Annotated in this window: 20 protein-coding genes and 1 tRNA gene; 13 read left to right on the plus strand and 8 right to left on the minus strand. The window is 69.8% G+C overall.

The features are described from left to right. Nucleotides 1–169 precede the first annotated feature (169 nt). A complete protein-coding gene (locus BJY20_RS14190) occupies nt 170–478 on the minus strand; it encodes a DUF6703 family protein (protein WP_185992128.1) in 309 nt (102 codons plus the stop codon). A 60-nt stretch (nt 479–538) separates the two neighbouring features. Between BJY20_RS14190 and BJY20_RS14195 the strand changes: the two genes are divergently transcribed. Together BJY20_RS14195 and BJY20_RS14200 are read left to right on the plus strand one after the other, a co-directional pair. Then, on the plus strand, nt 539–1945 hold the full coding sequence (locus BJY20_RS14195; protein WP_185992129.1) for a glycine--tRNA ligase: 1407 nt from the start codon (nt 539–541) through the stop codon (nt 1943–1945). Between the two features lie 5 nt (nt 1946–1950). Continuing rightward, a complete protein-coding gene (locus BJY20_RS14200; protein WP_185992130.1) occupies nt 1951–2697 on the plus strand; it encodes an alpha/beta fold hydrolase in 747 nt (248 codons plus the stop codon). A 9-nt stretch (nt 2698–2706) separates the two neighbouring features. Here the strand turns inward: BJY20_RS14200 and BJY20_RS14205 are convergent, their stop codons facing one another. From BJY20_RS14205 to BJY20_RS14215, 3 genes are read right to left on the minus strand one after another with little or no spacing between them, the layout of a single operon-like run. Further along, entirely contained in the window at nt 2707–3537 is an 831-nt protein-coding gene (locus BJY20_RS14205) for a sulfurtransferase (protein WP_185992131.1), read from the minus strand. After that, complete coding sequence (locus tag BJY20_RS14210; protein WP_185992132.1) at nt 3534–4514, minus strand: cation diffusion facilitator family transporter; 981 nt, start codon at nt 4512–4514, stop codon at nt 3534–3536. The genes BJY20_RS14205 and BJY20_RS14210 overlap by 4 nt, the downstream gene beginning before the upstream one ends. Continuing rightward, entirely contained in the window at nt 4511–5185 is a 675-nt protein-coding gene (locus tag BJY20_RS14215) for a DUF1648 domain-containing protein (protein WP_185992133.1), read from the minus strand. The genes BJY20_RS14210 and BJY20_RS14215 overlap by 4 nt, the downstream gene beginning before the upstream one ends. 49 nt (nt 5186–5234) lie before the next feature. Between BJY20_RS14215 and dusB the strand changes: the two genes are divergently transcribed. Continuing rightward, on the plus strand, nt 5235–6470 hold the full coding sequence (dusB, locus tag BJY20_RS14220) for a tRNA dihydrouridine synthase DusB (protein ID WP_185992134.1): 1236 nt from the start codon (nt 5235–5237) through the stop codon (nt 6468–6470). A gap of 68 nt (nt 6471–6538) precedes the next feature. Further along, nucleotides 6539–6847: an antitoxin gene (locus tag BJY20_RS14225; RefSeq protein WP_185992135.1), complete on the plus strand. Its 309-nt coding sequence runs from the start codon at nt 6539–6541 to the stop codon at nt 6845–6847. 64 nt (nt 6848–6911) lie between these two features. On the opposite strand, the gene BJY20_RS14230 is transcribed toward BJY20_RS14225, so the two are convergent. Then, a complete protein-coding gene (locus tag BJY20_RS14230; protein ID WP_185992136.1) occupies nt 6912–9650 on the minus strand; it encodes an AAA family ATPase in 2739 nt (912 codons plus the stop codon). Between the two features lie 95 nt (nt 9651–9745). Between BJY20_RS14230 and BJY20_RS14235 the strand changes: the two genes are divergently transcribed. Both BJY20_RS14235 and BJY20_RS14240 read left to right on the plus strand, forming a co-directional pair. Beyond that, nucleotides 9746–10864, plus strand: coding sequence for a class I SAM-dependent methyltransferase (locus BJY20_RS14235; RefSeq protein ID WP_185992137.1), 1119 nt, complete (start codon nt 9746–9748; stop codon nt 10862–10864). Between the two features lie 47 nt (nt 10865–10911). Continuing rightward, nucleotides 10912–13110 (plus strand): alpha/beta fold hydrolase, encoded by a 2199-nt coding sequence (locus tag BJY20_RS14240; RefSeq protein WP_185992138.1) that lies wholly within the window; start codon nt 10912–10914, stop codon nt 13108–13110. Between the two features lie 48 nt (nt 13111–13158). Here the strand turns inward: BJY20_RS14240 and BJY20_RS14245 are convergent, their stop codons facing one another. Continuing rightward, nucleotides 13159–16533 carry a pyruvate carboxylase gene (locus BJY20_RS14245; RefSeq protein ID WP_185992139.1) on the minus strand — a complete coding sequence of 1125 codons (3375 nt, stop codon included), beginning with the start codon at nt 16531–16533 and terminating at the stop codon, nt 13159–13161. Nucleotides 16534–16650: 117 nt separating this feature from the next. On the opposite strand from BJY20_RS14245, the gene BJY20_RS14250 reads away from it, so the two are divergent. Then, complete coding sequence (locus BJY20_RS14250) at nt 16651–17919, plus strand: deoxyguanosinetriphosphate triphosphohydrolase (RefSeq protein ID WP_185992140.1); 1269 nt, start codon at nt 16651–16653, stop codon at nt 17917–17919. Here the strand turns inward: BJY20_RS14250 and BJY20_RS14255 are convergent. Continuing rightward, complete coding sequence (locus BJY20_RS14255; protein WP_185992141.1) at nt 17882–18514, minus strand: acetate uptake transporter; 633 nt, start codon at nt 18512–18514, stop codon at nt 17882–17884. The genes BJY20_RS14250 and BJY20_RS14255 overlap by 38 nt on opposite strands. Nucleotides 18515–18684: 170 nt before the next feature. Further along, nucleotides 18685–20634: an acetate--CoA ligase gene (gene acs / locus BJY20_RS14260; protein ID WP_185992142.1), complete on the minus strand. Its 1950-nt coding sequence runs from the start codon at nt 20632–20634 to the stop codon at nt 18685–18687. Nucleotides 20635–20972: 338 nt separating this feature from the next. Here acs and dnaG point away from each other — a divergent pair, with 338 nt between their 5' ends. The 6 genes from dnaG (at nt 20973) to BJY20_RS14290 (ending at nt 26377) form a co-directional block, all read left to right on the plus strand. After that, nucleotides 20973–22895: a DNA primase gene (gene dnaG / locus BJY20_RS14265; RefSeq protein ID WP_185992143.1), complete on the plus strand. Its 1923-nt coding sequence runs from the start codon at nt 20973–20975 to the stop codon at nt 22893–22895. Next, the gene (locus BJY20_RS14270; protein WP_185992144.1) at nt 22895–23401 is read left to right on the plus strand and encodes a hypothetical protein; all 507 of its coding nucleotides are present in this window, start codon (nt 22895–22897) and stop codon (nt 23399–23401) included. Before dnaG ends, BJY20_RS14270 begins: the two co-directional genes overlap by 1 nt. Nucleotides 23402–23459: 58 nt before the next feature. Continuing rightward, nucleotides 23460–23535, plus strand: a tRNA-Asn gene (locus tag BJY20_RS14275). Nucleotides 23536–23647: 112 nt separating this feature from the next. Beyond that, entirely contained in the window at nt 23648–24721 is a 1074-nt protein-coding gene (locus BJY20_RS14280; protein ID WP_185992145.1) for a phosphatase PAP2 family protein, read from the plus strand. 177 nt (nt 24722–24898) lie between these two features. Further along, entirely contained in the window at nt 24899–25444 is a 546-nt protein-coding gene (locus BJY20_RS14285) for a hypothetical protein (RefSeq protein ID WP_185992146.1), read from the plus strand. A gap of 78 nt (nt 25445–25522) precedes the next feature. Then, the gene (locus BJY20_RS14290) at nt 25523–26377 is read left to right on the plus strand and encodes a DUF5715 family protein (RefSeq protein WP_185992147.1); all 855 of its coding nucleotides are present in this window, start codon (nt 25523–25525) and stop codon (nt 26375–26377) included. Nucleotide 26378 lies beyond the last annotated feature (1 nt).

Raw genomic sequence — 26378 nt, forward strand, 5'->3', positions numbered from 1 at the left:
GGGGGCTCACGATCGCAGGGCGACCTGCGCCCCCGGATTCCCCCGACGCACCCCTCGGGTCAGCGGGGTAGCAGGGCGACCTGCGCCCCCGGATTCCCCCGACGCACCCCTCGGGTCAGCGGGGTAGCAGGGCGACCTGCGCCCCCGGAGCCCCCGATGCCGCCTCGGGTCAGCGGGGGACCACCTTGATGATCGCCAGGCCGACCACGAGGGCGACGACCGCGATGCGCATCAGTCGCTCGCTCGGACGCAGCCGCGGCCAGCTGAGGGCGAGCATCCAGAGGAGGAAGAGCACGACGAGTCCGAGGGGAATGGCCCCCCATGGGCCGAGGAAGGCCCCGAGGAGCACGAGGGCGAAGACGACGACCACCGGGACGTACGAGGGCAGTCCGGCCAGGAGTCGCGTCGCCGGCAGGCTCACGCGCTCGAAGGCGTTGGTCGCGACGGGCTCGGGGCGGGGCGTGTCGTTGGTGGGCACGTCCACAGGATAGGTGGCCCGATGCGGCTCTCGGGCGGGGTCCCGGATAGCCTCTCTGCCATGGCCAAGCCGACCTCAACCGTGGACACCGTCGTCAACCTCGCCAAGCGCCGAGGCTTCGTCTTTCCCTGCGGCGAGATCTATGGCGGGACCCGCTCCGCCTGGGACTACGGCCCCCTGGGCGTGGAGCTGAAGGAGAACATCAAGCGTCAGTGGTGGAAGTCGATGGTCACCGGCCGCGACGACGTCGTCGGTCTCGACTCCTCGATCATCCTGCCGCGGGAGACCTGGGTGGCCTCCGGGCACGTCGGCACCTTCACCGACCCGCTGACCGAGTGCCGCAACTGCCACAAGCGGCACCGCCAGGACCACCTGCAGGAGGCGGTCGCCGACAAGGCAGCGAAGAAGGGCGAGGCCGTCGACCCGGACGACGTGCCGATGAGCGAGGTCGCCTGCCCGGACTGCGGCACCCGTGGCGAGTGGACCGAGGCGCGCGAGTTCAACATGATGCTCAAGACCTACCTCGGGGTCCTCGAGGACGAGTCGGGGCTGCACTACCTGCGCCCGGAGACCGCCCAGGGCATCTTCGTCAACTTCAACAACGTCCTGCAGACCTCGCGGAAGAAGCCGCCCTTCGGCATCGCGCAGACGGGCAAGTCCTTCCGCAACGAGATCACGCCGGGCAACTTCATCTTCCGCACCCGTGAGTTCGAACAGATGGAGATGGAGTTCTTCGTCAAGCCGGGCGATGACGAGCAGTGGCACGAGTACTGGATCGCGGAGCGCACTCGCTGGTACACGGACCTGGGGATCGACCCGGACAACCTGCGTCACTTCGAGCACCCGACCGAGAAGCTGAGCCACTACGCCAAGCGCACCGTCGACATCGAGTACCGGTTCAACTTCACCGGCAACGAGTGGGGCGAGCTCGAGGGCATCGCCAACCGCACCGACTTCGACCTGAGCAGCCACAGCAAGCATTCGGGCACGGACCTGTCCTTCTTCGACCAGGCGAACAACGAGAAGTACACCCCCTACGTCATCGAGCCGGCGGCCGGCCTGTCCCGCTCGATCATGGTCTTCCTCGTCGACGCCTACGCCGAGGACGAGGCCCCCAACGCGAAGGGGGGCGTGGACAAGCGCACGGTGCTGCGCCTCGACCACCGGCTGGCTCCCGTCAAGGCGGCTGTGCTGCCGCTCTCGCGCAACGCCGACCTCTCGCCGAAGGCCCGCGACCTGGCCGCGCAGCTGCGCAAGAACTGGAACGTCGACTTCGACGATGCCCAGGCGATCGGCAAGCGTTACCGTCGCCAGGACGAGATCGGGACGCCGTACTGCATCACCGTCGACTTCGACACGCTCGAGGACAACGCCGTGACCATCCGTGAGCGCGACTCGATGCGTCAGGAGCGCGTCTCGATCGACCAGGTCGAGGCCTGGCTCGCTCCCCGCCTCCTGGGCTGCTAGGCGTCATGACCGCCCCGGGGGCGCCGATCCGGCTGCTGCTCGTGCACGGGAGCCGGCTCAACGCGGCTGCCTGGATCCCCCTGGAGGAGATCCTCCTGGGACGGATCGTCTGCGAGCACATCGACCTGCCCGGTCACGGACTTCAGCAGCAGGTGCCGTTCACCATGGAGGGCGCCATCGCGGCGGTCGGCGATGCGGTCGAGGCGCTCGATGCGAGCCGGCACCGGATCGTCCTGGGCGGGCACAGTCTCGGTGGTTACGTGGCGATGGAGTGGGCGGCGCGCAATCACGGCGTGCTTGCGGGGCTCGTCCTCATGGGCTCGACCGCCCAGCCCTCCTCACGACTGGCCGGGGTCTACCGTGCCTTCGGCAGCGCACTCCGGGCGGGCCTGGAGGACGTGCGCAGGGCGGAGTCCCTCCGGGAGACCGACGCCGCCTCGCTGCGCCGGATCATCGGGGCGCGGACCGCCGCTGCGGTCCTGCAGCGAGGGCCCGGGCTCGAGGCGATCCCCGACGCCTGGGACGCGGTGATCAACGAGGTGGACCTGAAGTCGCTCGCCGAGGTCGACGTGCCGGTCCTCGCGATCAACGGCGAGTACGACCAGTTCCGCGTCGGGGAGGGCACGGCCCGAGCGCTGCGCCACGACCTCGAGGTCGTGCACATCCCCGGGGCCACACACTTCGCGCCGATGACTCATGCGGCCCCGGTCGCCACGGCCATCCGTTCCTTCGCCGCCTCCCTGCCCGCCTGAGCCGTCGGCTCAGTCACCGGTGGCGACCGGGCGGCCCGGGTCGGTGACCCAGTGGCTCCAGCTGCCGACGTAGACGGCGGCCTCGATCCCGATCTCGTGCAGTGTCAGCGCGGTGTGCGCGGCAGTGACGCCCGACCCGCAGTAGCTGCCGACCACGGTGCTCGCGTCGATGTCCTCGGCCGCGAATCGTTCCCGCAGCTCCTCGGGGGAGCGCAGCCTCCCTTCGCCCGTCGTGAGCTCACCCATCGGGATGTTGACCGCCCCGGGGACGTGCCCGGCGACGGGGTCGATGGGTTCGCTCTCCCCGCGGTACCGCTCGGGGGTCCGGGCGTCGACGAGGACACCCGCCCGGGTGAGGGTGGCCACGTCCTGTGCCTCCAGTACGGGCACGGACCCCGGTCGGACCGTCACGGACCCCGCTGTGGGGGATGTGGGCTCGGTCGAGACCGCACCTCCTGCGGCCTGCCAGCCGGCGAGGCCACCGTCGAGGACGCGGACATCGGTCAGCCCCGCCCAGCGCAGCACCCACCAGGCGCGGGCTGCGGCGAGCGAGGTCGCCTGGTCGTAGACGACGACGCGCGAGTCGTTGTGCACGCCGGCGGCTCGCAGGCCCGACTGGAGTACGCCGGGCTCGGGAAGGGGGTGACGGCCTCCCGCGCCCGGCTCACCGGCGAGCACGGCGTCGAGGTCGACGAAGGGGGCCCCCGGAAGGTGCCCGGCAGCGTACAGGTCCGGTCCGTCGCCGCTGAGGGTGAACTGCACGTCGAGGACGAGAGGGCCCGGCCGGCTGTGGTCGGCGAGCTCCTCCCGCAGGGAGGTCGGGTCGACGAGAGCGCTCATGGGGTCTCCTTCTCGGCGGGGACGTCGGTGCCGGACTGCGCTTCGGGCAGTGGCTCGATGGGGACCTCGTAGCCGCCGAAGTCATCGTAGGAGCGCGGGTCCTCGCGCGGCTCGAGGTGGACCGTCACGCGCAGACCCGGGTGCTGCTCGGCGATGACCCCCTCGATGTCCTCGACGACGTCGTGCGCCCGTCGTACCGACCATGCGCCGGGGACGAGCACGTGGAACTCGGCGAAGGAGACGTGCCCGGCCACGCGGGTGCGCAGCCCGTGGACGGTGACCTCGTCGGTGCACTGGGCGGCGATGGTATCGGCGAGGTCGGCATTCTCCTGTGGGCTGAGTGCCGCATCCATCAGACCGGTGCCCGACTCGTTGAGCAGCCGCCACCCGGTCAGCAGGATGTTGACGCCGACGAGCAGGGCGACGAGCGGGTCGAGCACCTCGATGCCGGTGATGACGACGAGTGCCACGCCGACGAGGACACCCACGGACGTCCACACGTCCGTGAGCAGGTGCTGCCCGTCGGCGCGCAGGGTGATCGAGCGGTGTCGGCGCCCGGCCCGGATGAGCACGAAGGCCACGGCGCCGTTGATGATCGAGGCCACCACGGAGATCGCCAGACCCAGGCCGACCTGGTCGATGGGCTGCGGGTCGAGCAGCCGACCGATCGCCTGCCAGACGATGAAGCCGGCGGCGACGAAGATCATCGCCCCCTCGATCGCGGCGGAGAAGTACTCGGCCTTCGAGTGCCCGAAGTGGTGGTCGTCGTCGGCCGCGCGCCCGGCGACCCTCAGGGCGATCAGCGCGGCGACGGCGGCGACGAGGTTGACGATCGACTCGGCCGCGTCGGCGAGCAGGCCGACCGAGTCGGTGATCCACCATGCGCCGGTCTTCAGGCCGATCGTGGCCAGGGCCGCCGCGATCGACAGCCAGGCGAACTTCTCCAGGTGCTTCCGGGAGCTCGAGGTCGCGGTCATGTCCACACGGCGACTGCGACGACGATGAGGATGCCCGGCAGCAGGATCAGTCCCATGACCACCCAGCCCATCGGACGCCCGAAGTTGACCGTGGTCCCGACCCCCACCCGCTTGGTGACGAAGACGTCCGGGTCGTCGGAGTTGGCGTAGACGAGACCGCCGAGCCTCCAGCCCTCGCGGTCGTCGGTGGTCTCGCGTCCGGTGCGTACGGAGGCGACGATCACCCAGACCGTGGTCACGAGGATCCCGGCGAGCAGCAGCCAGAAGCCCCAGCCGGGTGCGACCGCGTCGCTGGAGAGGTACTGGGCGATCGAGATCGCGCAGATCCCACCGCCGACGACGAGGCCCATGGCCGCAAGCGGCATGACGAGCCGGCGCAGTCCCCGGCCACGCGCCAGCAGGAGCACGGCGAAGACCGCCAGACCGCTCAGCTGACCGACGATCGGGGGCATGAGGACGGTGCCGAGCGATCGGTCGGCGAAGCGGTCGGGATCGCCGGCCGGCCCGAAGTGCACCGGGTACGGATCCGGCAGCTGGTCCAGGCGCAGCACCCCGATGACGACGGCGGCCACGCCCAGGGCCAGCATCGCCACGAGCCAGGGCACCGCCGGGCGAAGGGAGACGCGCTCCGTGTCGTCCCGGCCAGCGTCCTGCGTCGTGTCCCCGTCCATGTCCACGATTGTCCCTGCCAGGTGCCCCGGTGAGACACTGGGCATCGTCATGACCACCCTGACCCAGACCCTCGACACCCTCCCGACCACCGGCGAGCGGGTGCTGCCACCCCTTCGCCTCGGTCGGCACGTCATCGACTCGCCCGTCGTCCTCGCCCCGATGGCCGGGATCACCAACCGCGCCTTCCGGCGGTTGTGCCGCGAGGCCGGCGATGCCGGTCTGGCCGCGAGCGGAGCCACGGGCGCGCACAGCCTCTACGTCAACGAGATGGTCACCTCCCGCGCCCTGGTGGAGCGCACCCCGGAGTCGATGCGCCTGATCGAGCACGACGGGGACGAGACCCCGCGCAGCGTGCAGCTCTACAGCGTCGACCCGGCGACCACTGCCAGGGCCGTGCGGATGCTCGTGACCGAGGACCGTGCCGACCACATCGACCTCAACTTCGGCTGCCCCGTCCCCAAGGTCACCCGCAAGGGCGGCGGTGCGGCGCTGCCGTGGAAGCGCGATCTCTTCCGCGCGATCGTCTCCGCGGCGGTCACCGAGGGGGCGAAGGGCGACGTCCCCGTCACCATCAAGATGCGCGTGGGCATCGACGAGGAGCACCACACCTACCTCGATGCCGCCACTGCTGCGGTTCAGGAGGGCGTCGCGGCCGTCGCGCTGCACGCCCGCACCGCCAGCCAGGCCTACTCCGGTACCGCCGACTGGTCGCGGATCAAGCTGCTCAAGGAGACCATCACCTCCGTCCCGGTCCTGGGCAACGGCGACATCTGGTCCGCCGAGGACGCCCTGAGGATGGTCGAGGAGACCGGCGTCGACGGCGTCGTCGTCGGTCGCGGCTGCCTGGGGCGTCCGTGGCTCTTCGCCGACCTGGCGGCGGCATTCAACGGCACGCAGATGCGCATCCGTCCCTCCCTCGGTGAGGTCACCGCGACGCTGCGCCGGCATGCCGAGCTGCTCACCGACTTCTACGAGGGCGACCAGCTGCGCGCCTGCCGCGACATCCGCAAGCACATCGCGTGGTACCTCAAGGGGTTCCCCGCCGGCTCGACGGTGCGCAACCAGCTCGCGCTCGTCGACTCCCTCGCGGCGCTCGACGACCTCATCGCCACGCTCGACCCGGACACCCCGTGGCCGGGTGAGGCCGCGGAGGGCCAGCGCGGCCGCGCCGGCTCCTCGCGCGTCGTCGCCCTCCCGGAGAACTGGCTCGCCAGCCGTGAGCTCGACGCCGGCCAGCATGCGCAGGTGGTCCAGGCGGAGCAGTCCGTCGTCGATGGCGGCTGAGGGCCTGTCGGGGATGACCACCAGGGACTAGGGTCGACCAACGGACCCGCACGCACCTGGAGGGCACCATGGGTTTCTTCGACAAGCTCCTCGGTAGGAGTGAACAGCTGAAGGACAAGGCCGGCCAGTACGCCAGCGAGCACGGCGACACGATCGGTCAGAGCCTCGACAAGGCGGGCCACGCGGCCAACAAGGCCACCAAGGGTCGTTTCGAGGGTCAGATCGACAAGGCCACGGGCGCGGCGAAGGGCGGCGTCGACAAGCTCGGTGAGCAGGGTGGACCCGCCGGGGGACCGGCTGGTGGCCCCTCGGAGGGCGGCACCCCTCCTCCTCCTCCGCCTGCGGGTGGGGCCCCTTCCGGGGGCCGGACCGGCTGACCCGCCACCTGAGCGTGGTCATCACCCGGGGGGAACGACCATCCTCCGGTCCGGCGCGGCCGGGTCAGTTCATGCTGTGGATGATCGTGGCCAGTTCGCCGCGCGAGTGGATGTCCAGCTTCAGGTACACCTTGCGCAGGTGGTACTCAACCGTCTTGGGACTGAGGAAGAGCGCGGCCGCCGCCTCGCGGGTCGTCCTTCCTTCCGTCAGGAGCACACAGACCTGAAGCTCCTGGGGGGTCAGCGCTCGCGGACCGGTCGCCTCGCGCGCCGGGACCCTCTCACCCGTTGCCTCGAGCTCGGAGCGGGTGGCGTCCCCCCAGATGGCGGCTCCCAGCTCGTCGAAGATCGCCAGCCCTCGCCGGAGGGCCTCGCGGGCATCGACGCGCCGTCCCGCACGACGCAGGCGGATCCCGTGGGCCAGATGGGTGCGGGCGGTCTCGTAGACGTCGCGGGTTCGGTCGTGATGGGTCAGGGCAGCCGAGACATGGGCGTCAACGTCCTGGTCGGGAGCCATGAGGGCCAGGGCTCGCTCCGCGCGGGCCAGCGTCCACGGCCGGCCCAGGGCGCGTGCCAGGTCGATGAACCCGTGGGCGACCTCTGCGGCCTCATCCCGCCTCCCCAGACGCAGCAGAGCGTCCACCAGATCCGGTCCGGGGTGCAGGTCAGGGTCGCGGACACCATGCTCCTGCAGCAGTTGGTTCAGTGCGAGGTACCGGAGGGCAGCCTCCGGGGCTGACCCCTGCGACAGGTCCAGATCACCCAGAGCCAGCTCGCACCAGATCTCGCCGAAGTGCAGGGACCGCGCGCGGCACAGCTCCAGTGCCTCCTGCGCGTACGTCCGGCAGGCCGCGACGCCGCCCCGCCGGGACTCCAGGCACGCGCGGCCCGCCAACGAGATCGCCAGCTCCGTGCTCAGTCCTGTCTCACGGGCCAAGCGGATTGCCTCGTCGTAGTTCGCCTCGGCACGGTCCCAGGCGCGGGTCGTGGCCTCGTCCCGTGCGACGTGGAAGAGCAGGCTCGGAAGGGCCCCGATGCCGATCCGGGTCCGGGCGTCGTCGACCAGACGTCGCAGCTGGCCGCCTTGGTCCGTCTCCCGCAGGAAGAGCCTTGCGAGCATCGGCCAGGTGAGCGCGGACGGGTCGGCGAGAGGGCCGATCTGCAGGCCGAGCCGAGGGAGCGCCGCCCGGATCAGCGGAGCACCGCCCTGACCCAGCAGCACCTGTGCAGCACCCGCGGCAGCCAGCCCGATCGCTCGGGTGTCGGGTCCCGTGGCCCTCGTCAGGCTCGTGGTCAGCTGGGCTTCCACGCGGTGCAGACTCGTCATGTCGGTGAGGTACATGCAGGCGTGGCACGCCTCGGCGAGGAGACGCACGCGGTCGTCGGGGTCGGCGATCCCAGCGGCCCGCTCGAGCAGGACCAGCCCCTCGCGAAGCGATCCGGACTGCGTCGCGATCCTCGCCCGCAGCCGCGAGCCCGAGGAGGTCACGGTGCCACCGGCCGGCTCCGCCTCGTCGAGCAGGGCGAGAGCCCGCTCCCGCTGGCCCCCGTCCCAGGCGGCGTCGGCAGCCGTGACCAGCCGGAACCGGCACCCCTGGGGGGTGGGGCTCCATCGGGCGGCACGCTCATGCGCTGTGGACGCCACGGTGAAGGCCGCCCGCTCGCTCGCTCGCCGTCCGAGCTCGTCGAGCTGCCGGGCCAGGGCCTCGTCCAGGCGGGTCGCTCCGGCGGCCCTGTGCCAGATCTGTCGGTCCCGGTCGGACTCGGTGGTCAGCTCGTCGGCCACCGCCAGGTGAACGGTTCGCCGCAGGCGCGCGCTGGCGGAGTCGTAGACCACAGATCGCAGGATCGGGTGGCGGAAGGTGATGTGGGACCCGACCCGGAGCAGACCGCCTTCCTGGGCGCTCTGCAGCTCGGCCTCATCGTCCACCCCCAGGCGTTGGCAGACAGCGCGCACCAGCCGAGGGTCGCCGCCGGCCACCACTGCCACGAGGGCGCTCACCCGCGTATCCGGAGCCAGAGAGTCCAGACGTCTGGTGTAGGCGGAGCGCAGTCGGTCCGGCAACGTGGCGAGAACCCCCGGGGCGACCTCGCTGACCGGTGATGCGGTCAGCGAGGTCGGATCCGTGCTGAGCTCGAGCAGCGCCAGTGGGTTCCCACCGGTGGTGCGATGCAGCTCCCGGACCGTCGCGTGCCCCAGCGCCGGGTGCTCCTTGGCCATCAGCCGAGCGGATCCCGCGGCCGTCAGGCCGGGCACCTCGAGCATGTCCAGGTCGCTCACCGCAGTCGGTAGCTCACCGCTGCGCCCGGCCAGCAGCATGGCGATCGGGTCGTTGGAGAGTCTGCGGGCGGCGAAGGCCAAGGCTTCGATCGAAGGGACGTCGGCCCAGTGCAGATCATCAAGTACCACGATCACCGGAGCTCCCTCGGCGAACGTAGTGAGCAGCCCGAGGGTGGCTGCCCCGATCGCGAATCGGTCGCTGCCAACTCCCGCCCGCAGTCTTAACGCCATCGCCAACGCGTGGGCCTGAGGTTCCGGGAGCTCATCCAGGACATCGAGTGCGGGGTGCAGCAACGCGTGCAGGGTGGCGAACGGAAGGTCCTGCTCGATCTCCGTGGCGGTGACCCGGAGCAGGTGGGTGTCGGTCGGCCCGTCCCGCGGTGCGAGTGCGTCAGCCAGCAGTGCGGTCTTGCCAACGCCCGGTTCGCCAGTCACGACGAGTGCTCCGCCTCGTCCGAGGCGCGCTGACGCCAGGAGCCGGGAGAGTGCCTCCTGCTCGGTCGATCTGCCGACGAGCGCCACCCGGCACAGTCTAGGGACTAGGTGGGGCACCGGACGCGGCCGGAGGGGGATCAGACCTACGTTTCAGGCATCAACCCTGATCCAGGAGGCTCCCGATGAGCACTGACACGAACACCCCCGGAACCACCGCGACAGCGGACCGGGGCACTGACGAGCCGCAGGTGGACATGGATGTGCTGATGTCCTTCGTCTTCCGGGCCGTCGACGAGGTCGGGGCGAGCCTGAACGCCGCCCTCGTCGTCCTCGGCGACAAGCTGGGGTACTACCGGGCCTTGGCTGCGCACGGGCCGAGCACGCCCGCCGAGTTGGCGGAGCGCACCGGCACGGCCGAGCCCTACGCCCGGGAGTGGCTCAACGCCCAGGCCGCAGGGGACTACCTCACCTATGATCCGGCGACCGCGCGCTACACCCTTCCGCCGGAGCAGGCGGTCGCTCTCACCGTGGAGGACAGCCCGGCCTTCCTGCCCGGGTTGTTCCAGCTCGCCCTGGGCACGGTGCACGACGTGGAGCACGTGCTCGACGCCGCCCGCAACGGCGGTGGCTTCGGCTGGCACGAGCACGTCACCGACGTCCATGACGGCTGCGAGCGGTTCTTCCGGCCGAGCTACAACGCCGCTCTGGTGGCCGAGTGGCTACCAGCCCTCGACGGGGTCGTGGCCAAGCTGCACGCGGGAGCTCTGGTGGCCGACGTGGGGTGCGGGCACGGGGCCTCCACTGTCCTGATGGCGCAGGCCTTCCCGCAATCACGCTTCATCGGCTACGACTACCACCCGGAGTCCATCGCGACAGCACGGCAGCGCGCCGCCGATGCCGGTGTGGCCGAGAGCGTGTACTTCGAGGTCGCATCGGCAGACGCCATGCCGCGGAAGGGCTTCGATCTGGTGACCATGTTCGATTGCCTGCACGACATGGGCGACCCTGTCGGCGCGGCCGAGCAGGTCCGCGCGGCACTGGCCCCGGACGGCACCTGGATGGTCGTTGAACCGATGGCCGGTGACCACGTCGAGGACAACCTCAATCCGGTCGGTCGGGCCTACTACGCCTTCTCCACCCTGCTGTGCACGCCGGCGTCCCTCTCCCAGGATGTTGGTCTGGCGCTCGGGACGCAGGCCGGTCCTGCCCGAATCCGGGACGTCGCCACAGCGGGCGGGTTCACCCGGTTCGCATCAGTGGCCGAGACCCCCTTCAACCGGGTGCTGCAGATCCGACCCTGATCGCGGGTCTGGTCATTGTCGAGGACCCGGAGGAGAGTGAGTTCGTGATGAGTCGCGCCCATGCAGTGCACTCCAGCGCCGCCCCCCTTCGGGTCCCTCTCCCGGTCCCCGGGGAGGAGCCGCGCACCTGCTCTCCACCGCACACCACCGGGTCCGTCGTCCGTGACGGCGTGCGGATCCCCTATGCCGTGCACGGAAGCGGGGAGGTGACGGTCCTGCTCCTGCCGACGTGGTCCCTCGTGCCCTCACGCTGGTGGAAGGCCCAGGTCCCGTACCTGGCCAGGCACCTGCGGGTGGTGACCTTCGACGGGCGCGGGAGTGGTGACGCGGACCGGCCGGCGGGATCCCCGGGATACGCCGACGAGCAGTATGCCGCCGACGCGGTGGCAGTCCTGGATGCCACGGAGACCGAGCGGGCCGTCGTCGTCGGGTACTCGTGCGGTGCGACGTGGTCGATCCACCTGGCCGCCACACTGCCCGATCGTGTGCAGGCGATCGTCGCCATCGGACCGTCCTGCGGGCTCAGGGTGGCCACTCCCGACCGGGAGCGGTTCGGGTGGGAGGCGCAGCTGGACACGACGCAGGGCTGGGCCAAGTACAACCGTGACTACTGGCTGGGCGGCGGCTACGACGATTTCATCGACTTCTTCGCCCATCAGATATTCACCGAGCCGCACTCCACCAAGCAGGTCGAGGACGTCGTGCGGTGGGGGCACCAGATCAGCCCGCAGACCCTCGTCGACACGACGGCCGGTCGGCTCGGCCGGGACGGAGCGGTCAAGGTCGCGCTGGAGCCACTGTGCGCACAGGTCCGGTGCCCCGTGCTCGTCGTGCACGGCACCGAGGACGCCGTCCGGCCACCGGCCGTGGGAGAGCGCCTCGCGCAGCTGACCGGCGGTGACCTCGTGTTGGTCACGGGCGGCGGGCACGGGCTGCCCGGGCGAGACCCGGTCCGCATCAACCAGCTGATCAAGGACTTTGCCCAGGACAGCGCTGCTCCCTCGCCTCCGGTGCGTCGGACCTGGACCCGGGCGCAGTCGCGTCCGACGAAGGTCCTCTACCTCTCCTCTCCCATCGGACTCGGTCACTGCCGACGGGACATGGCGATAGCGGCCGCGCTGAGGGGCCAGCACCCCGAGCTGCAGATCGACTGGCTCACGCAGGACCCGGTGACCCGCGTGCTGCAGGAGGCGGGTGAACGCGTGCACCCGGCGTCCGAGTGGCTGGGGAGCGAGTCCAGGCACCTTGAGGACGAGTCGGCAGACCATGACCTGCATGCCTTTCACGCGATCCGGCGGATGGACGAGATCCAGGTCAACAACTTCATGGTCTTCGCCGACGTCGTGGAGGAGGGCGACTACGACCTGGTCGTGGGTGACGAGGCCTGGGATGTCGACTACTTCCTGCACGAGAATCCCGAACTGAAGAGGTTCCCGTTCGCCTGGCTGACCGACTTCGTCGGCTGGGTGCCGATGCCCGACGGCGGAGAGCACGAGGTGGCGCTCACGGCGGACTACAACGCCGAGATGATCGAGCAGCGAGCCCGATTCGGCAGGGTGCGCGACGCCTCGGTGTTTGTCGGCACGCCTGACGACGTGGTCGACCTGCCGTTCGGTCCGGGTCTGCCGGGTATCCGGGAGTGGACCGAGGCGAACTTCGACTTCGCCGGCTACGTCACCGGTTTCGTCCCGCCGACTGACGACGAGCGGGCTGCCGCCCGCCGAAGACTCGGCTGTCGTGATGACGAGTTGCTCTGTGTGGTCACCGTCGGAGGTTCCGGCGTCGGCGAATCCCTGCTGCGCCGGGTCCTGGACGCCGTGCCACTGGCCAGACGTCGCATCCCCGGACTGCGCTTCCTCGTGGTGACCGGGCCCCGGATCGACCCGGAGACCCTCCCGCGGCGCAGGGGTGTCAGCTACCGCGGCTACGTGCCCGACCTGTACCGGCAGCTCGCCGCGTGCGACCTCGCGGTGGTGCAGGGCGGCCTCACCACGTGCATGGAGCTGGCCGCCTCGCACCGGCCCTTCATCTACGTGCCCCTCCAGCACCACTTCGAGCAGAACGTGCACGTGCGCCACCGGCTGGAACGCTATGGCGCCGGCACCTGCATGGACTACGCCCAGGCGTGCGATCCCGATGCGCTGGTCACGGCCATGGTCGAGGAGCTGGGCCGGGTGACGCACGGCCTTGACGTCGAGACCGACGGGGCCGTCCGCGCCGCAGCGATGCTGGCGAAGCTGCTCTGACCGTCGGGTCGGCGCGCATTCCACGGGCGTGGCCCGCGGCCGCCGGTGCTACTCCACGACGACCAGCAGGTCGCCCCCTTCGACCTGCGTGCGCCCACCGACGGCGGTCCGCCGCACCGTCCCGGCCTGCGAGGTCGTGATCGACGCCTCCATCTTCATCGCCTCGATCGTCGCGACCGTGTCTCCCGCCTCGACCTCGGCCCCCTCATCGACCTGCAGCGTCACGACCCCGGCGAAGGGGGCCGCCACCTGACCGTCGTCGTCCGGGTCGGCCTTCTCGGCCGCGACGACCTCGGCCTCGACCGACCGGTCGCGCACCTGGACGGGGCGCAGCTGGCCGTTGACGGTGCCCATGACGGTGCGCATGCCGTGCTCGTCCGGCTCGCTGGCCGTGGAGATGCCCAGCGTCAGGGTCTTGCCCGGCTCGATCTCGACGTCGTGGTCCTCGCCGTGCTCGAGGCCGTGCAGGAAGATGCCCGTGTCGAGCACGGAGGTGTCGCCGAAGGTCTCCCGCGCATGCCGCATCTCCTCGTGGGGACCGGGGAAGAGCAACTCGTTGAGCGTCTCCCGCGGGCTCTGCCCCAGCGCCTGCTCCTGCTCGTCGGTGAGGTCGACGAAGGGAGGGTCCACCTCCCGGCCCGCGAGGGCCTTGGTGCGGAAGGGCTCGGGCCACCCGCCGGGCGGGTCGCCGAGGTCACCGCGCAGGAAGCCGATGACCGAGTCGGGGATGTCGAAGCGTGACGGCTCGGCCTCGAACTCGGACGGATCGGCACCCGCGCCTACGAGGGCGAGGGCCAGGTCGCCAACGGCCTTGCTGCTCGGGGTCACCTTGACGATGTTGCCGAGTATCGTGTTGGCCGCGGCGTACATGTCCTCGATCTCCTCGAACCGTTCCCCGAGGCCGAGGGCGATGGCCTGCTGGCGCAGGTTGGACAGCTGCCCGCCAGGGATCTCGTGGCGGTAGACGCGCCCCGTCGGTGAGGAGAGCCCGGACTCGAAGGGGGCATAGGTGCGCCGCACGGCCTCCCAGTACGGCTCCAGCGCGAAGACGTTGCGGATGTCCAGACCGGTCGGCCGGTCGGTTCCGTCGGTCCCGGCGACCAGGGCCGACAGGGACGGCTGGGAGGTCGTCCCGGCCATGGTCGCGCTGGCGGCGTCCACGGCGTCCACCCCGGCGTTGACGGCCGCCAGGAGGGTGCCGATCTGGCCGCCCGCCGTGTCGTGCGTGTGCAGGTGCACCGGCAGATCAAAACGGCTTCGTAGCGCTCGCACCAAGGTGTCCGCCGCGGGTGCGCGCAGCAACCCCGCCATGTCCTTGATCGCCAGGACGTGGGCGCCGGTCTCGACGATCTGCTCGGCCAACCGCAGGTAGTAGTCGAGCGTGTAGAGCTTCTCGCCCGGGTCGAGCAGGTCGCCGGTGTAGCACAGGGCGACCTCCGCAAGGGCGGTGTCGGTCGCCCGCACGGCCTCGACCGCGGGACGCATCCGGCTGACGTCGTTGAGTGAGTCGAAGATGCGGAAGATCGACAGTCCGCTGCGGGCCGCCTCTGCCACGAAGGCATCGGTGACTCTCGTCGGGTAGGGCGTGTAGCCGACGGTGTTGCGTCCACGCAGGAGCATCTGCAGGGGGACGTTGGGCATCGCCTCGTGCAGGGCGTCCAGCCGCTCCCACGGGTCCTCGTGCAGGAAGCGCAGGGCGACATCGTACGTCGCGCCACCCCAGGCCTCGACCGACAACAGCTGCGGGGTCAGGCGAGCGACGTGCTCGGCGACCGTGACGAGGTCGCGGGTGCGCACACGGGTCGCGAGCAGGGACTGGTGGGCGTCGCGGAAGGTGGTGTCGGTGACCGCGACGTCGGTGCGCGAGCGCAGGTCGGCGGCGAAGCCGGCCGGGCCCAGACGCAGCAGGCGGTCGCGGCTCCCCTCGGGCAGGTCGCCCTCCGGTAGGCCCGGGAGCTTGCTGGCGGGCCGGACGTCGCTGGTGCGGGGCCCGTGCGGCTGGTTGATGCTGACGTCGGCGAGGTAGGTCAGCAGCTTGGTGGCGCGGTCCTTGCCGCTGGGCGCGTCCAGCAGGTGGGGACGCTCGTCGATGAAGCTCGTGGTGGCCTCACCGGCCTGGAAGGTGGGGTCGGACAGGACGGCGTCGAGGAAGGGAAGATTCGTCGCCACGCCGCGCACGCGGAACTCCGCGAGGGCCCGGCGGGCGCGCCGCACGGCCAGGGGGAACGTCGCGGCCCGGCAGGTGAGCTTGACGAGCATGGAGTCGAAGTGGGGACTGATCTCCGCGCCGACGAAGGTGGTGCCGCCGTCCAGCCGCACCCCGGACCCGCCGGCCGAGCGGTAGGCCGAGATCGTCCCCGAGTCGGGCCGGAAGCCATTGGCGGGGTCCTCGGTCGTGATCCGGCACTGGAGTGCGAAGCCGCGGGTGCGGATGTCATCCTGCCGCAGGCCCAGGTCGGTGAACGTCGCGCCGGCGGCGATCTGCATCTGCGCGACGACGAGGTCGCGCTCGGTCACCTCCTCGGTGACCGTGTGCTCGACCTGGATGCGTGGGTTCATCTCGATGAAGACGTACCGCCCGTCCTCGCCGAGGAGGAACTCGACCGTGCCCGCGTTGACGTAGTCGATGGACTCGGCGAAGCGCACCGCGTCGGCGCACATCCGCTCGCGCAGGTCGGGGTCGAGGTCGGGTGCGGGGGCGATCTCGACGACCTTCTGGTGGCGGCGCTGCACGGAGCAGTCCCGCTCCCAGAAGTGGATCACCTCGCCGCTGGCGTCGCCGAGCACCTGGACCTCGATGTGCCGCGGGTTGATCACGGCCTCCTCGAGGTAGAGCGTCGGGTCGCCGAAGGCCGACTCCGCCTCGCGCTGGGCGGCCTCGAGGGCATCGCGCAGGTCCGCGCGCCGTTCGACACGACGCATTCCTCGTCCGCCACCACCGCTGACGGCCTTGACGAAGACCGGGAAGCCGATCTGCTCGGCTGCCGACTCGAGCGCATCGAGGTCGGTCGTCGCCTCGGCGCCCTGGAGCGTCGGCAGGCCGGCCGCGTCAGCCGCGGCGATGGCGCGCGCCTTGTTGCCGGTCAGCTCGAGCACCTCGGCCCCGGGACCGATGAAGGTGATGCCGTGCCGGGCACATTCCTCGGCCAGCTGGGGGTTCTCCGAGAGGAACCCGTACCCGGGGTAGATCGCGTCGACCTCGGCCTCGCGGGCCACCCGCACGATGTCCTCGTGGTCCAGGTAGGCACGGACCGGGTGGCCCTCCTCGCCGATCTGATACGCCTCGTCCGCCTTCATCCGGTGCTCGGAGGTGCGGTCCTCCGCGGGGAACACGGCGACGGTGGTCGCGTCGAGCTCGGTGGCCGCGCGAAATGCGCGGATGGCGATCTCGCCTCGGTTGGCGACGAGGATCTTGCGGAACATGGGCCCCTCCGGGTGTGGCGGTTCTCACCTGAGGCTACTGGGGGCGCAGTGCACTCGCCGGGGTATCCCGCGCAGTGGGAAGGGGGCGGGCCGCCGGTCCGTCGTAGGCTCACCAGCGTGAGCAGCCAGAGCGACCGCGAGCGGTGGGTCTCCGAGGACCCGGTGCACAAGCGTGCCGACCGGGATGACTTCGCGCGTGACCGCGGGCGGCTGATCCACTCCGCCGCCCTGCGCCGGTTGTCGGCCAAGACCCAGGTGCTCGGTCCCGGTAGCGACGACTTCGTGCGCAACCGCCTCACGCACAGCCTCGAGGTGGCGCAGATCGGCCGCGAGTTCGGTGGGGTGCTCGGGTGCGCCGCGGACGTGGTGGAGGTCGCCTGCCTCGCGCACGACCTGGGGCATCCCCCCTTCGGCCACAACGGTGAGAGCGCGCTGAACTCCATCGCCGCCGACATCGGTGGCTTCGAGGGCAATGCGCAGACGCTGCGGATCCTCACTCGCCTGGAGCCCAAGCGCGTCCACGCGGACGGGCAACCGGCTGGTCTCAATCTCACCCGGGCCAGCCTCGACGCGGCGACGAAGTACCCATGGCGTCGGGGAGAGGGCCCGGCCCCGACCCCGAAGTTCGGCGTCTACGAGGACGACCTCCTGGTGTTCACGTGGATGCGCTCGGTCGGCCCGGGGACCGACAGCTTCGTGCGCTGCCTCGAGGCCGACGTCATGGACTGGTCCGACGACGTCGCCTACAGCGTCCACGACGTCGAGGACGCGATCGCCTCGGGCCGGCTCGACCTGCGGCAACTGCGCGACGCGCACGACACCGACGCAGTGCTCGACGTCGCCGTGACCCACTTCGCCGCCGACCTCGGCCGCGACGCCGTGGGGGAGGGGCTGGAGCGGCTGCTCGCGACCGGGGCGGTCCCGAAGACCTACGACGGCTCCCGGCAGGCGCTCGCCGGACTGAAGGACATGACCTCACGGGTGATCGGGCGCTTCGTGCACGCGGCCGAGACCGCGACCCGGTCGGTGCACGGGCCGGGGGATCTCGGCCGCTACGAGGCCCGTCTGGTCGTGCCCGACGACTCCTTGGCGGAGGTCGCGGTACTCAAGGCCGTCGCGGCGCACTTCGTCATGTTCTCCGGGGAGCGGGACGATGAGTACGCGTACCAGCGCGAGGTTGTTGCCGACCTCGCGAAGTGGTTCGCAGCGGATCCCGAGCAGCGGCTCGACCCCGACCTGCGTCATGATCTGGCGGGCGCGCAGAGCGAGGACGCCCGGCTGCGTGTGGTGGTCGACCAGGTGTCCTCGCTCACCGATGTCCGAGCCCTGGAGCTGCACCGGCGACTGGCTACTCCCGTGGACCGATCGGCACCACCGCCCGCTTGAATGTCGAGTTCGTGACGACGGCGAAGGATCCGTACCAGGCCGCCAGCGCGGTGAGGATGCCGACGTAGCCACCCGCTGTGGTGATGGCGTCCGCGGTGAAGAACTCACCGAGGGCAAGCAGGATGTAGGTGATCGTCAGCAGCACGAAGACGGTCAGGACGGCGTTGTTGGTGTGCATCGCCGCCACCGTCATGTACAGCGTGAAGACTGCCCATGCCATCAGGTAGAGCCCCAGGCCCTGGTTGATGTCCGAGCCCGCGCCGCTGAGGTCGGTGTGGCCGGTCAGGTACCAGAACGACAACCAGAAGCCGCCGTAGGAGCTGAACGCGGTGGCTCCGAAGGTGTTTCCCCTGGCGAATTCCCACAGGCCGGCGCAGAGCTGGGCTATGCCGCCGTAGGCGAAGGCGAGGCCGAAGACGACCGGCTCGACAGTGCTGGGTACCCACCCGGCGTTGACCACGCTGAGCACGACGGTGGTCAGGGCGAACCCGGCGAGGCCCAGGGCGGCTGGATCGGCGATGAAGCTGCCCGGTGCCGGCTTCGGGATGGCTGCGGGTGCCGGCGCGTCGACGTGTGGATGTGTTGCTTGTGACATTTCGTCTCCTTTGGAGTGGTGCGCCGCGGATCTGCCCCGGCGCCACAGGATGTGGGCGCGGGCTCCACTCGGACTCGTTTGGGGAGACGTCTCGGCAATGTCGTCCGGGTGCGGCTCGTGACGATCTGTGGGATGACCACCTCCTTCCGGGAGTGCTCCCGGTGCGCGGGTCAGTTCTCGGAGCGCTGCTTGAGCTCGTCGACCACGGAGGGGTCGGCGAGAGTGGTGGTGTCGCCCAGCTCGCGGTTCTCCGCGACGTCCTTCAGCAGGCGCCGCATGATCTTGCCGGAGCGGGTCATCGGCAGCTCGTCGCTAAAGACGAGGTTCGCCGGCTTGGCGATCGGACCGATCTGGGTGCCGACGTGATCACGCAGCTCGGCGAGCTTCTCGGTGCTCCCCTCGGCGCCCTCCTTCAGCGTCACGTACGCCACGATCGCCTGGCCGGTGGTCGCGTCGTAGCGCGAGACGACGGCGGCCTGCGCGACGTCCGGGTGGTCGACGAGGGCGGACTCGATCTCGGTGGTCGAGAGCCGGTGTCCGGACACATTCATGACGTCGTCGATGCGGCCCATCAGCCAGAAGTCGCCGTCGGCGTCCACGCGGGCGCTGTCACCGGCCAGGTAGGCGTCGGGGAACTTGTCCCAGTACGTCTCCCGGAAGCGCTCGTCGTCGCCGTACAGCGTGCGGAACATCGACGGCCAGGGCGCCTTGACGACCATGTACCCGGCACCTTCGCCGGGTGCGATCTCCTTGCCCTGCTCGTCATAGACCGCAGCCTCGACCCCCGGGAAGGGCCGGGTGGCCGACCCCGGCTTGAGGGTGGTCAGCCCCGGCAACGGGGAGACCATGATCATGCCGGTCTCGGTCTGCCACCACGTGTCGACGACCGGAGTCCTCCCCGCGCCGATGTGGTCGCGGTACCAGAGCCATGCCTCGGGGTTGATCGGTTCACCGACCGAGCCGAGCACCTTCAGCGAGGACAGGTCGTGCTGCTCGGCGTGGTGGGCACCCCACTTCATGTGCGTGCGGATGGAGGTCGGTGCCGTGTAGAGCACGTTGACCCGGTAGCGCTCGATGATCTCCCACCAGCGGGCCTTGTCCGGGAAGTCGGGCGTGCCCTCGTAAATCACGCTGGTGGTCGCGTTGGCGAGCGGACCGAAGACGATGTAGCTGTGGCCGGTGATCCAGCCGATGTCCGCCGCGCACCAGTAGACCGTGTCCGGCTTGATGTCGAAGACGTAGTAGTGGGTCGTCGCGACGCCCACCAGGTAGCCGGCGGTGGAGTGCACGATCCCCTTGGGCCGTCCCGTGGTGCCGCTGGAGAACATCAGGAAGAACATGTCCTCGGCGTCCATCGGCTCGCACGGGCACGACGCCGGGTCGTCGGACTGGGTGTCGACGACGTCGTGCCACCACAGGTCGCGCCCCTGCTTCATCGTCACGTCGCTGCCGGTGCGGCGCACCGTCACGCAGTGCTTGACGGTTGGCGCCATGTCCATCGCCTCGTCGGCGATGGGCTTGAGCGGGGAGGCCTTCCCGCGGCGGTTGCTCGCGTCCTGGGTGACCAGGTACTCACACTCCATCTCCACCATACGACTGCCCAGCGCCTGCGCGGAGAAACCACCGAAGACGAAGGTGAAGGGAGCCCCGAGGCGGGCCAGCGCCAGTAGCGTGACGGGCGACTCGGGGATCATGCCCATGTACACCGCGACCTTGGTGCCCTTGCCGATGCCCAGGGACCTGAAGCCGTTGGCCGCCTTGACGACCCGGGACTGCAGGTCCGCATATGTGATGGTCAGTCGTTCGTCGGCCGGCTCGCCCTCCCAGTAGTAGGCGACCTTGTCGCCCAGACCGTTCTCCACGTGGCGGTCCACGCAGTTGTAGCAGGCATTGAGCCGGCCGCCGAGATACCACCGGGCGTGGGGACGGTCCCACTGCTTGAGTGCGTTGAAGTCGGTGAACCAGGTGATCCGTTCACGGGCCTCCTTCTCCCAGAACTCGTCAGGGTCCTGGTCGTAGAAGCCCGCTTGGGCATTCGCCTGGGCGGCGAACTCGGGATCCGGTGGATAGGTTCGCTCCTCTGCCATGAGGGCATCGATGTTCTGTGTGTTCTGCGCCATTGCGTCCTCCTTGTGTCGTCAGGTCGATGAATCGACCGACCCTTGAGCAGGCGGCGTCGGCGCGCCAACAGGAGTGCGGCGTCGTTGAACTCTCGTGGGGTGGGGCGGCGGGTCGGTCGCCACGGACCGTGTCGTGGTCACTTTCCATTGCTCTCCTGAGGGCCCCGGCTCTCGGTGAGGGTCCTGTCTCCAAACCATCGACAGGTGCTTGTACCACACAACCGACGATATTCCTCCGGAGCCCGGCGCACCACCCCCTGGGCATGAGGGTGGGCGGAGCTCCACCGTGCGACCTAGACTGAGCGCCACGCGTGGTCGATCAGGGAGTGAGGTGCCAGGTGGCGGGCCGGATCCGAGCCGAGGACGTGCAGTCCGTCAAGGAGCGCTCCTCGATCACCGACATCGTCCGCGACCACGTCTCGCTGCGCCCCGCCGGTATCGGGTCGATGAAGGGCCTGTGTCCCTTCCACGACGAGAAGACGCCGAGTTTCACCGTGCGTGAGGCCGTCGGCGCCTACCACTGCTTCGGCTGCGGTGAGGGCGGTGACGTCATCTCCTTCGTGCAGAAGCTGGACCACTTGACCTTCGCGGAGTCCGTCGAGCGCCTCGCGGCCAAGCTGGGCATGGAGCTTCGCTACGAGGAAGGGGGCGGTCCTCGCGACGGGGTCGGGCTCGGCAAGCGCACCCGTCTGCTGGAGGCCCACCGTGCCGCGGCGGAGTTCTACCACGAGCGGCTGCTGGAGTCCCCGGAGGCACGGATCGGTCGGGACTTCCTGCGCGAGCGTGGTTTCCGCAGCCCCGAGGCGAAGCTCTTCGGCATCGGGTACGCACCCCGTGGCGGGGAGGAGCTCGCCCGTCACCTGCGCGACAAGGGATTCACCGCCGAGGAGCTGACGATCGGGGGCCTGTGCGGGAGCGGTTCGCGCGGCCTCTACGACCGCTTCCGCGGGCGACTGGTCTGGCCGATCCGCGACATCACCGGTGAGACGGTCGGCTTCGGCGCGCGGCGGCTCTACGACAACGACAGGATCGCGGCGAAGTACCTCAACACCACCGAGACGCCGATCTACAAGAAGTCCAGCGTCCTCTACGGCCTCGACCTGGCCAAGAAGTCGATCACCAAGGACCGGCAGGCCGTCATCGTCGAGGGGTACACCGACGTGATGGCCGCCCACCTGTCCGGTGTCGAGGGTGCGGTCGCCACGTGCGGCACCGCCTTCGGTGTCGACCACATCAAGGTGCTGCGCCGGATCATGCGCGACGAGGCAGATCTCGCCCCGGCCAAGGTCATCTTCACCTTCGACGGTGATGCCGCCGGACAGAAGGCCGCGATGAAGGCCTATGCCGAGGACCAGCGCTGGGCCAGCCAGAGCTTCGTCGCTGTCGCCAAGGAGGGCATGGACCCCTGCGACCTGCGTCTGCGCGAGGGGGAGATCGCGGTACGCGAGCTCGTGGCCGACGCGGTGCCGATGTTCGAGTTCGCGGTGCGCACGACGCTGGCGCGCTTCGACCTGTCCACCGCCGAGGGCCGCGTGCGCGGTATGTCCGCGGTCGCGCCGATCATCAACAGCATCCGTGACTCCTCGCTGCGGCCGGAGTACGTGCGCACGGTCGCCGGTTGGGTCGGTGTCGAGGTCGAGCAGATGCGAGACCAGGTGGCCCGCGCCGGCCGGATCAAGGCCAAGGAGGAGGCGAAGGGGGAGACCCGCGCCAATCCCGAGACACCGGAACCGACCTCGGCCGAGGCCGGCAGCGGGGTCCCGGCACCCGACCTGCGTGACCCGATCGTGCGTGCCGAGCGACAGCTGCTCCAGGCGATGCTCCAGCATCCCTCGTTGTTCACCTCGCAGGACCTCGACGGCGTCGAGCCGGAGGGTTTTGCCGCGCCCGCGCACCAGGCGGTCTTCGCCGCCGTGCGCACGGTCGGCCCGTTGCGGGAGGGTGAGACCCTGGGTGCCTGGCACATGCGCGTCGACGAGGAGACCCCGCTGGCGGTCGCCTCGCTCGTCGCCGAGCTGTCGGTCGCCCCCCTTCCCGTCCTGCACGACCAGTCGACCGGCCTGCCTCCGGCGAGCTACACCCGATCCCTGCTCGTGCGCGTTCGGGAGGTGGCGGTCGGCCGACGCATCTCGGACTCGATGTCGCGGATGCGACGCATGGCGGCGGACCCGGGCACCGACCAGCAGAGCCTGCGTGAGCTCTCGCTGTCCCTGCAATCACTGGAGCGCCAACGCGCCGCGCTGCGTGAGGAGATTCTCTGATGGGTTGGCTGAAGGTCCTGAAGAACAAGGCGGTTGCCGTCCCCGCGGACGTCGAGCTCGAGTCGGGGGAGCGGGTGCTCGCCACGGCTTCCACCCGGGACGGGGCGCTGGTGATCACCTCACGTCGGCTCATCGCTCCCGGCGAGGACGCAGCCCGGGGCAAGCCGTGGCATCTTGTCGACAGCGGTCGGTGGGACCCGGACGAGTCGGCCCTCGCGGTCTCGTGGGTCGACGGGAGCGCCGCGGGGCACTGGCACCTCACCGACCCGGGTGGTGTCCCCGATGCCTTCCACGAGCGGGTCAACGCCTCCGTGCTCCTCGTCGAGCACGTGCGCCTGGACCGGTCGCGGCGGGCCCGGGTGGTGCTGCGCAAGGACCTCACCAGCGACGCGGTGCTCGCCCAGACGATCGTCGCGCGTGGCTGCGACCCCGACGACGCGGAGCTCGTCGCGATGACCGAGCAGGTCGCTGCCCGACTGGCGGAGCAGGTCGGGCAGGAGCCGTGAGCCCTGGGTTTAGACACACGCCCTGTTCTTGCTATGGTGGCGCAGCGCCTCGGCGCGATCCCCTGTAGCTCAATTGGCAGAGCATTCGGCTGTTAACCGGAGGGTTGCTGGTTCGAGTCCAGCCGGGGGAGCCACACGACGAAGGGCCTCGATCCGCGCCATGCGGGCCGGGGCCCTTCGTCGTGGGCGATCAGCAGGCAAGAGTGTCAGTTCACACTTTGGTCACCGATCCGTCATAATCGGGGGATGCATCTCGTTCGCAAGTGGCCGTACACGGTTGCGGTGAGCGTGTCGGTCCTCGTCGGGATCGCTTCGATCATCGGCAGCCAAGTCCTGGGGATCCCGTTGAAGGACCCCGAGGGCTTCCTCGGCCCTGCCTACGTACGTCTGCCGCTGCTGGGCCTGCTCCTCTCCGGGGTGGGTGTTCTCATTGCGGCCACGCGCAGACGCGGTTGGCGCCGCATCCCGCGCGGGGTGAGCGAGGTCATCAAGCACGAGTGGACCCTGCGCCGCACCCTCTACATCATGACGGGCCTGGTGACGTTCTACGTCAGCTACGTGGCGTACCGGAACCTCAAGAACGTCCTGCCGCTCTATCGTGACGACACGCTCTACGACCGCGGGCTGCTGCAGACCGACCGGTGGTTCTTCGCGGGCCACGACCCCGCCACGGTGCTGCACGCAGTCCTGGGCACCGACATCACGGCGATGCTGCTGTCCTTCGTCTACCTGTCGTACATGCCACTCGTGCCGATCAGCCTCGGTGTCTTCCTTGTGCTCAGCCGCGATGTGCGGGTGGGCGCTTGGTACGCGACCACACTCTGCCTGAACTGGGTCTTCGGGGTCGTCAGCTACTACGTCATCCCCGCGGTCGGTCCGGTCTACTCCCGCCCGGACCTGTACGTTGATCTGCCCGGCACGGGAGTGAGCTCGCTGCAGCAGGCGCTGCTGGACAACCGGCTGGAGTTCCTGACGAGTCCGCTCACCAGCGACGCCATCCACGGTGTCGCAGCCTTCGCCTCGCTCCACGTGTCCGTGACCTTTGCCGCTGCCCTGTTCCTGCAGCGCACCACCCGCAACTCCATCGCGCGCACGGCCGCCTGGACCTTCTTCGCCCTGACTTCCGTGGCGACGCTCTACTTCGGTTGGCACTACGTCCTGGACAACGTCGCGGGCATGCTCATCGGCTGGGGCTCGCTGGTCATCGGCGCGTGGGCCACCGGGTGCACCAAGGAGCACCTGAGGAAGATGCGTGAGGAGCCCGAACTCGACCTCCCGCAGGAGAAAGAGCTCGCCTCGATGACCGGCCGAGCCGTCTGAACCGGATGCCCGACCCTCACTGCCGACCGGCGTGACGCCATCACGGCATGAGGCGTCCCCCACACAACGCCGCACCCTTCATCTATGCTGAATGTTTGCTGAAGATCGTGCTTCGTCTCCGGCGCTGCTCCCGCATCGTCACAGGGATGACGCAGCCACGGAGAACAGGACGCCACGATGAAGATTCACAGGACCGTCAAGAGTGTCGCCAGCGTCGCGCTGGCCGCCACGCTCGTGACAGGCTGCTCGGCGATTGCCGACAAGGCCGGGGAGAAGGTCGCCGAGAAGGGGATGGAGGCCGCCGGTGGTGGTGACGTCGACATCGACAGCGACGGCGACGGCAAGGTCAGCATCGAGTCCGACGAGGGCTCGCTGGAGATCGGTGGCAGTGAGCTCCCCGATGACTTCCCCGAGGAAGTGCCGTTGCCGGACGACTTCACACTCGAGGCGTCCATGTCGATGGGCACTGCTGATGACCAGTCGTTCACCGTGCACTTCACCAGCGAGGACGCTGACGTCAAGCAGACCCATGACGACCTGAAGTCCCGCGCCGAGGCCGCTGGCTTCGAGATCCTGTCGACGAACTCGATGGGCGGGGACGACTTCGAGATGCGCTCCTTCACCATGGGCAGCGACGACTGGAATGCCAACGTCGCGGTGAGTTCCGATTCGGACGCGACCACGGTCAACTACACCGTCATGACGCCCGATGAGGACCAGTGATCTGATCGGGTCCGGCCGTCCCGGTGGTCCGCGACGATGACGAGGGACTGTTCCACCGAGGGCTCCTTCCCCCATTCGATGATCGCTCTCGGGAGCTATCGTGAGGCGGTCGATGACCTCGTCAGCGACGTGGGTGGCGTGGGCCTGGAGGTGCAACGGCGCCGGGCGACACAACTCCTCGACCCGAGCAGGCTCGCTGCGGAGATCACGCGCGCACTCGAGCTGACGCCCGACGGAGCCAGCCGTGCCGTGGCCTCGATGAGCCGGGAGATCTCCGAGTACCGCCCCAACACCAGGAGCGCCGCCGCCGACCTGCCGTCCCTGGTCCGGATCCTGATGCTGGCCCAGATCGATGCCATGTGGTGGGGGCACGTGCCGGCCTACCGGACGACGCATACGGTGGATTCGACCACCGAGCTCGTCGACGTGCGCAGCGCGAGACAGGGGCGATCCTCCGTGCGATGCCGCGTGCAGCCCAGGACTCGCGTGCACCGGCTGGCCCGGGCCGTCGAACGTCGCATCGTGCCGGATCGCACGCCGCGCACCGCTGGGGTCGTCAGCCCGCGGACCCGGCCGGAGGTCAGCATGTTGCTCGAGGAGATCTCCGCTGACTTCCACCGGATCGCGCCCCCGGAGACGCCACCGCTGTGGGTGACCAGCATGACGCGGAGCATCGAGCACCAGCAGCACTTGCGGTCCCTGGGGTACTCGGCGGTCCTGCCGAGTGCACACTGCACAGGGCATGCCGTCGACCTCGAGATGCGATGGTTCGAGCGCTTCGGTGTCTGCGAGGTGCTCGCAGACGTGCTCTGGGCCCACCAGGACGAGGGGCGGGTCAACGTCATCAACGAGGGCCAGGCGTGGCACGTGTGCATCAGCCCCGACGCACTGGCAGGGTTGCGCACACACGACGCGGCACGGATCGAGGACTGAG

Origin of the sequence: Janibacter cremeus (genome assembly GCF_013409205.1) — a bacterium.
GTDB lineage: Bacteria > Actinomycetota > Actinomycetes > Actinomycetales > Dermatophilaceae > Janibacter > Janibacter cremeus.

Bases quoted from the DNA above. Each gene is read 5' to 3' on its own strand.
- BJY20_RS14195 (WP_185992129.1), top strand. From the start codon at position 539: ATGGCCAAGCCGACCTCAACCGTGGACACCGTCGTCAACCTCGCCAAG.
- BJY20_RS14215 (WP_185992133.1), bottom strand. From the start codon at position 5,185: ATGGACGGGGACACGACGCAGGACGCTGGCCGGGACGACACGGAGCGC.
- BJY20_RS14270 (WP_185992144.1), top strand. From the start codon at position 22,895: ATGGGTTGGCTGAAGGTCCTGAAGAACAAGGCGGTTGCCGTCCCCGCG.
- BJY20_RS14255 (WP_185992141.1), bottom strand. From the start codon at position 18,514: ATGTCACAAGCAACACATCCACACGTCGACGCGCCGGCACCCGCAGCC.
- BJY20_RS14280 (WP_185992145.1), top strand. From the start codon at position 23,648: ATGCATCTCGTTCGCAAGTGGCCGTACACGGTTGCGGTGAGCGTGTCG.
- BJY20_RS14240 (WP_185992138.1), top strand. From the start codon at position 10,912: ATGAGTCGCGCCCATGCAGTGCACTCCAGCGCCGCCCCCCTTCGGGTC.
- dusB (WP_185992134.1), top strand. From the start codon at position 5,235: ATGACCACCCTGACCCAGACCCTCGACACCCTCCCGACCACCGGCGAG.
- BJY20_RS14200 (WP_185992130.1), top strand. From the start codon at position 1,951: ATGACCGCCCCGGGGGCGCCGATCCGGCTGCTGCTCGTGCACGGGAGC.
- BJY20_RS14235 (WP_185992137.1), top strand. From the start codon at position 9,746: ATGAGCACTGACACGAACACCCCCGGAACCACCGCGACAGCGGACCGG.
- BJY20_RS14290 (WP_185992147.1), top strand. From the start codon at position 25,523: ATGATCGCTCTCGGGAGCTATCGTGAGGCGGTCGATGACCTCGTCAGC.
- BJY20_RS14225 (WP_185992135.1), top strand. From the start codon at position 6,539: ATGGGTTTCTTCGACAAGCTCCTCGGTAGGAGTGAACAGCTGAAGGAC.
- BJY20_RS14285 (WP_185992146.1), top strand. From the start codon at position 24,899: ATGAAGATTCACAGGACCGTCAAGAGTGTCGCCAGCGTCGCGCTGGCC.
- BJY20_RS14245 (WP_185992139.1), bottom strand. From the start codon at position 16,533: ATGTTCCGCAAGATCCTCGTCGCCAACCGAGGCGAGATCGCCATCCGC.
- acs (WP_185992142.1), bottom strand. From the start codon at position 20,634: ATGGCGCAGAACACACAGAACATCGATGCCCTCATGGCAGAGGAGCGA.
- BJY20_RS14210 (WP_185992132.1), bottom strand. From the start codon at position 4,514: ATGACCGCGACCTCGAGCTCCCGGAAGCACCTGGAGAAGTTCGCCTGG.
- BJY20_RS14205 (WP_185992131.1), bottom strand. From the start codon at position 3,537: ATGAGCGCTCTCGTCGACCCGACCTCCCTGCGGGAGGAGCTCGCCGAC.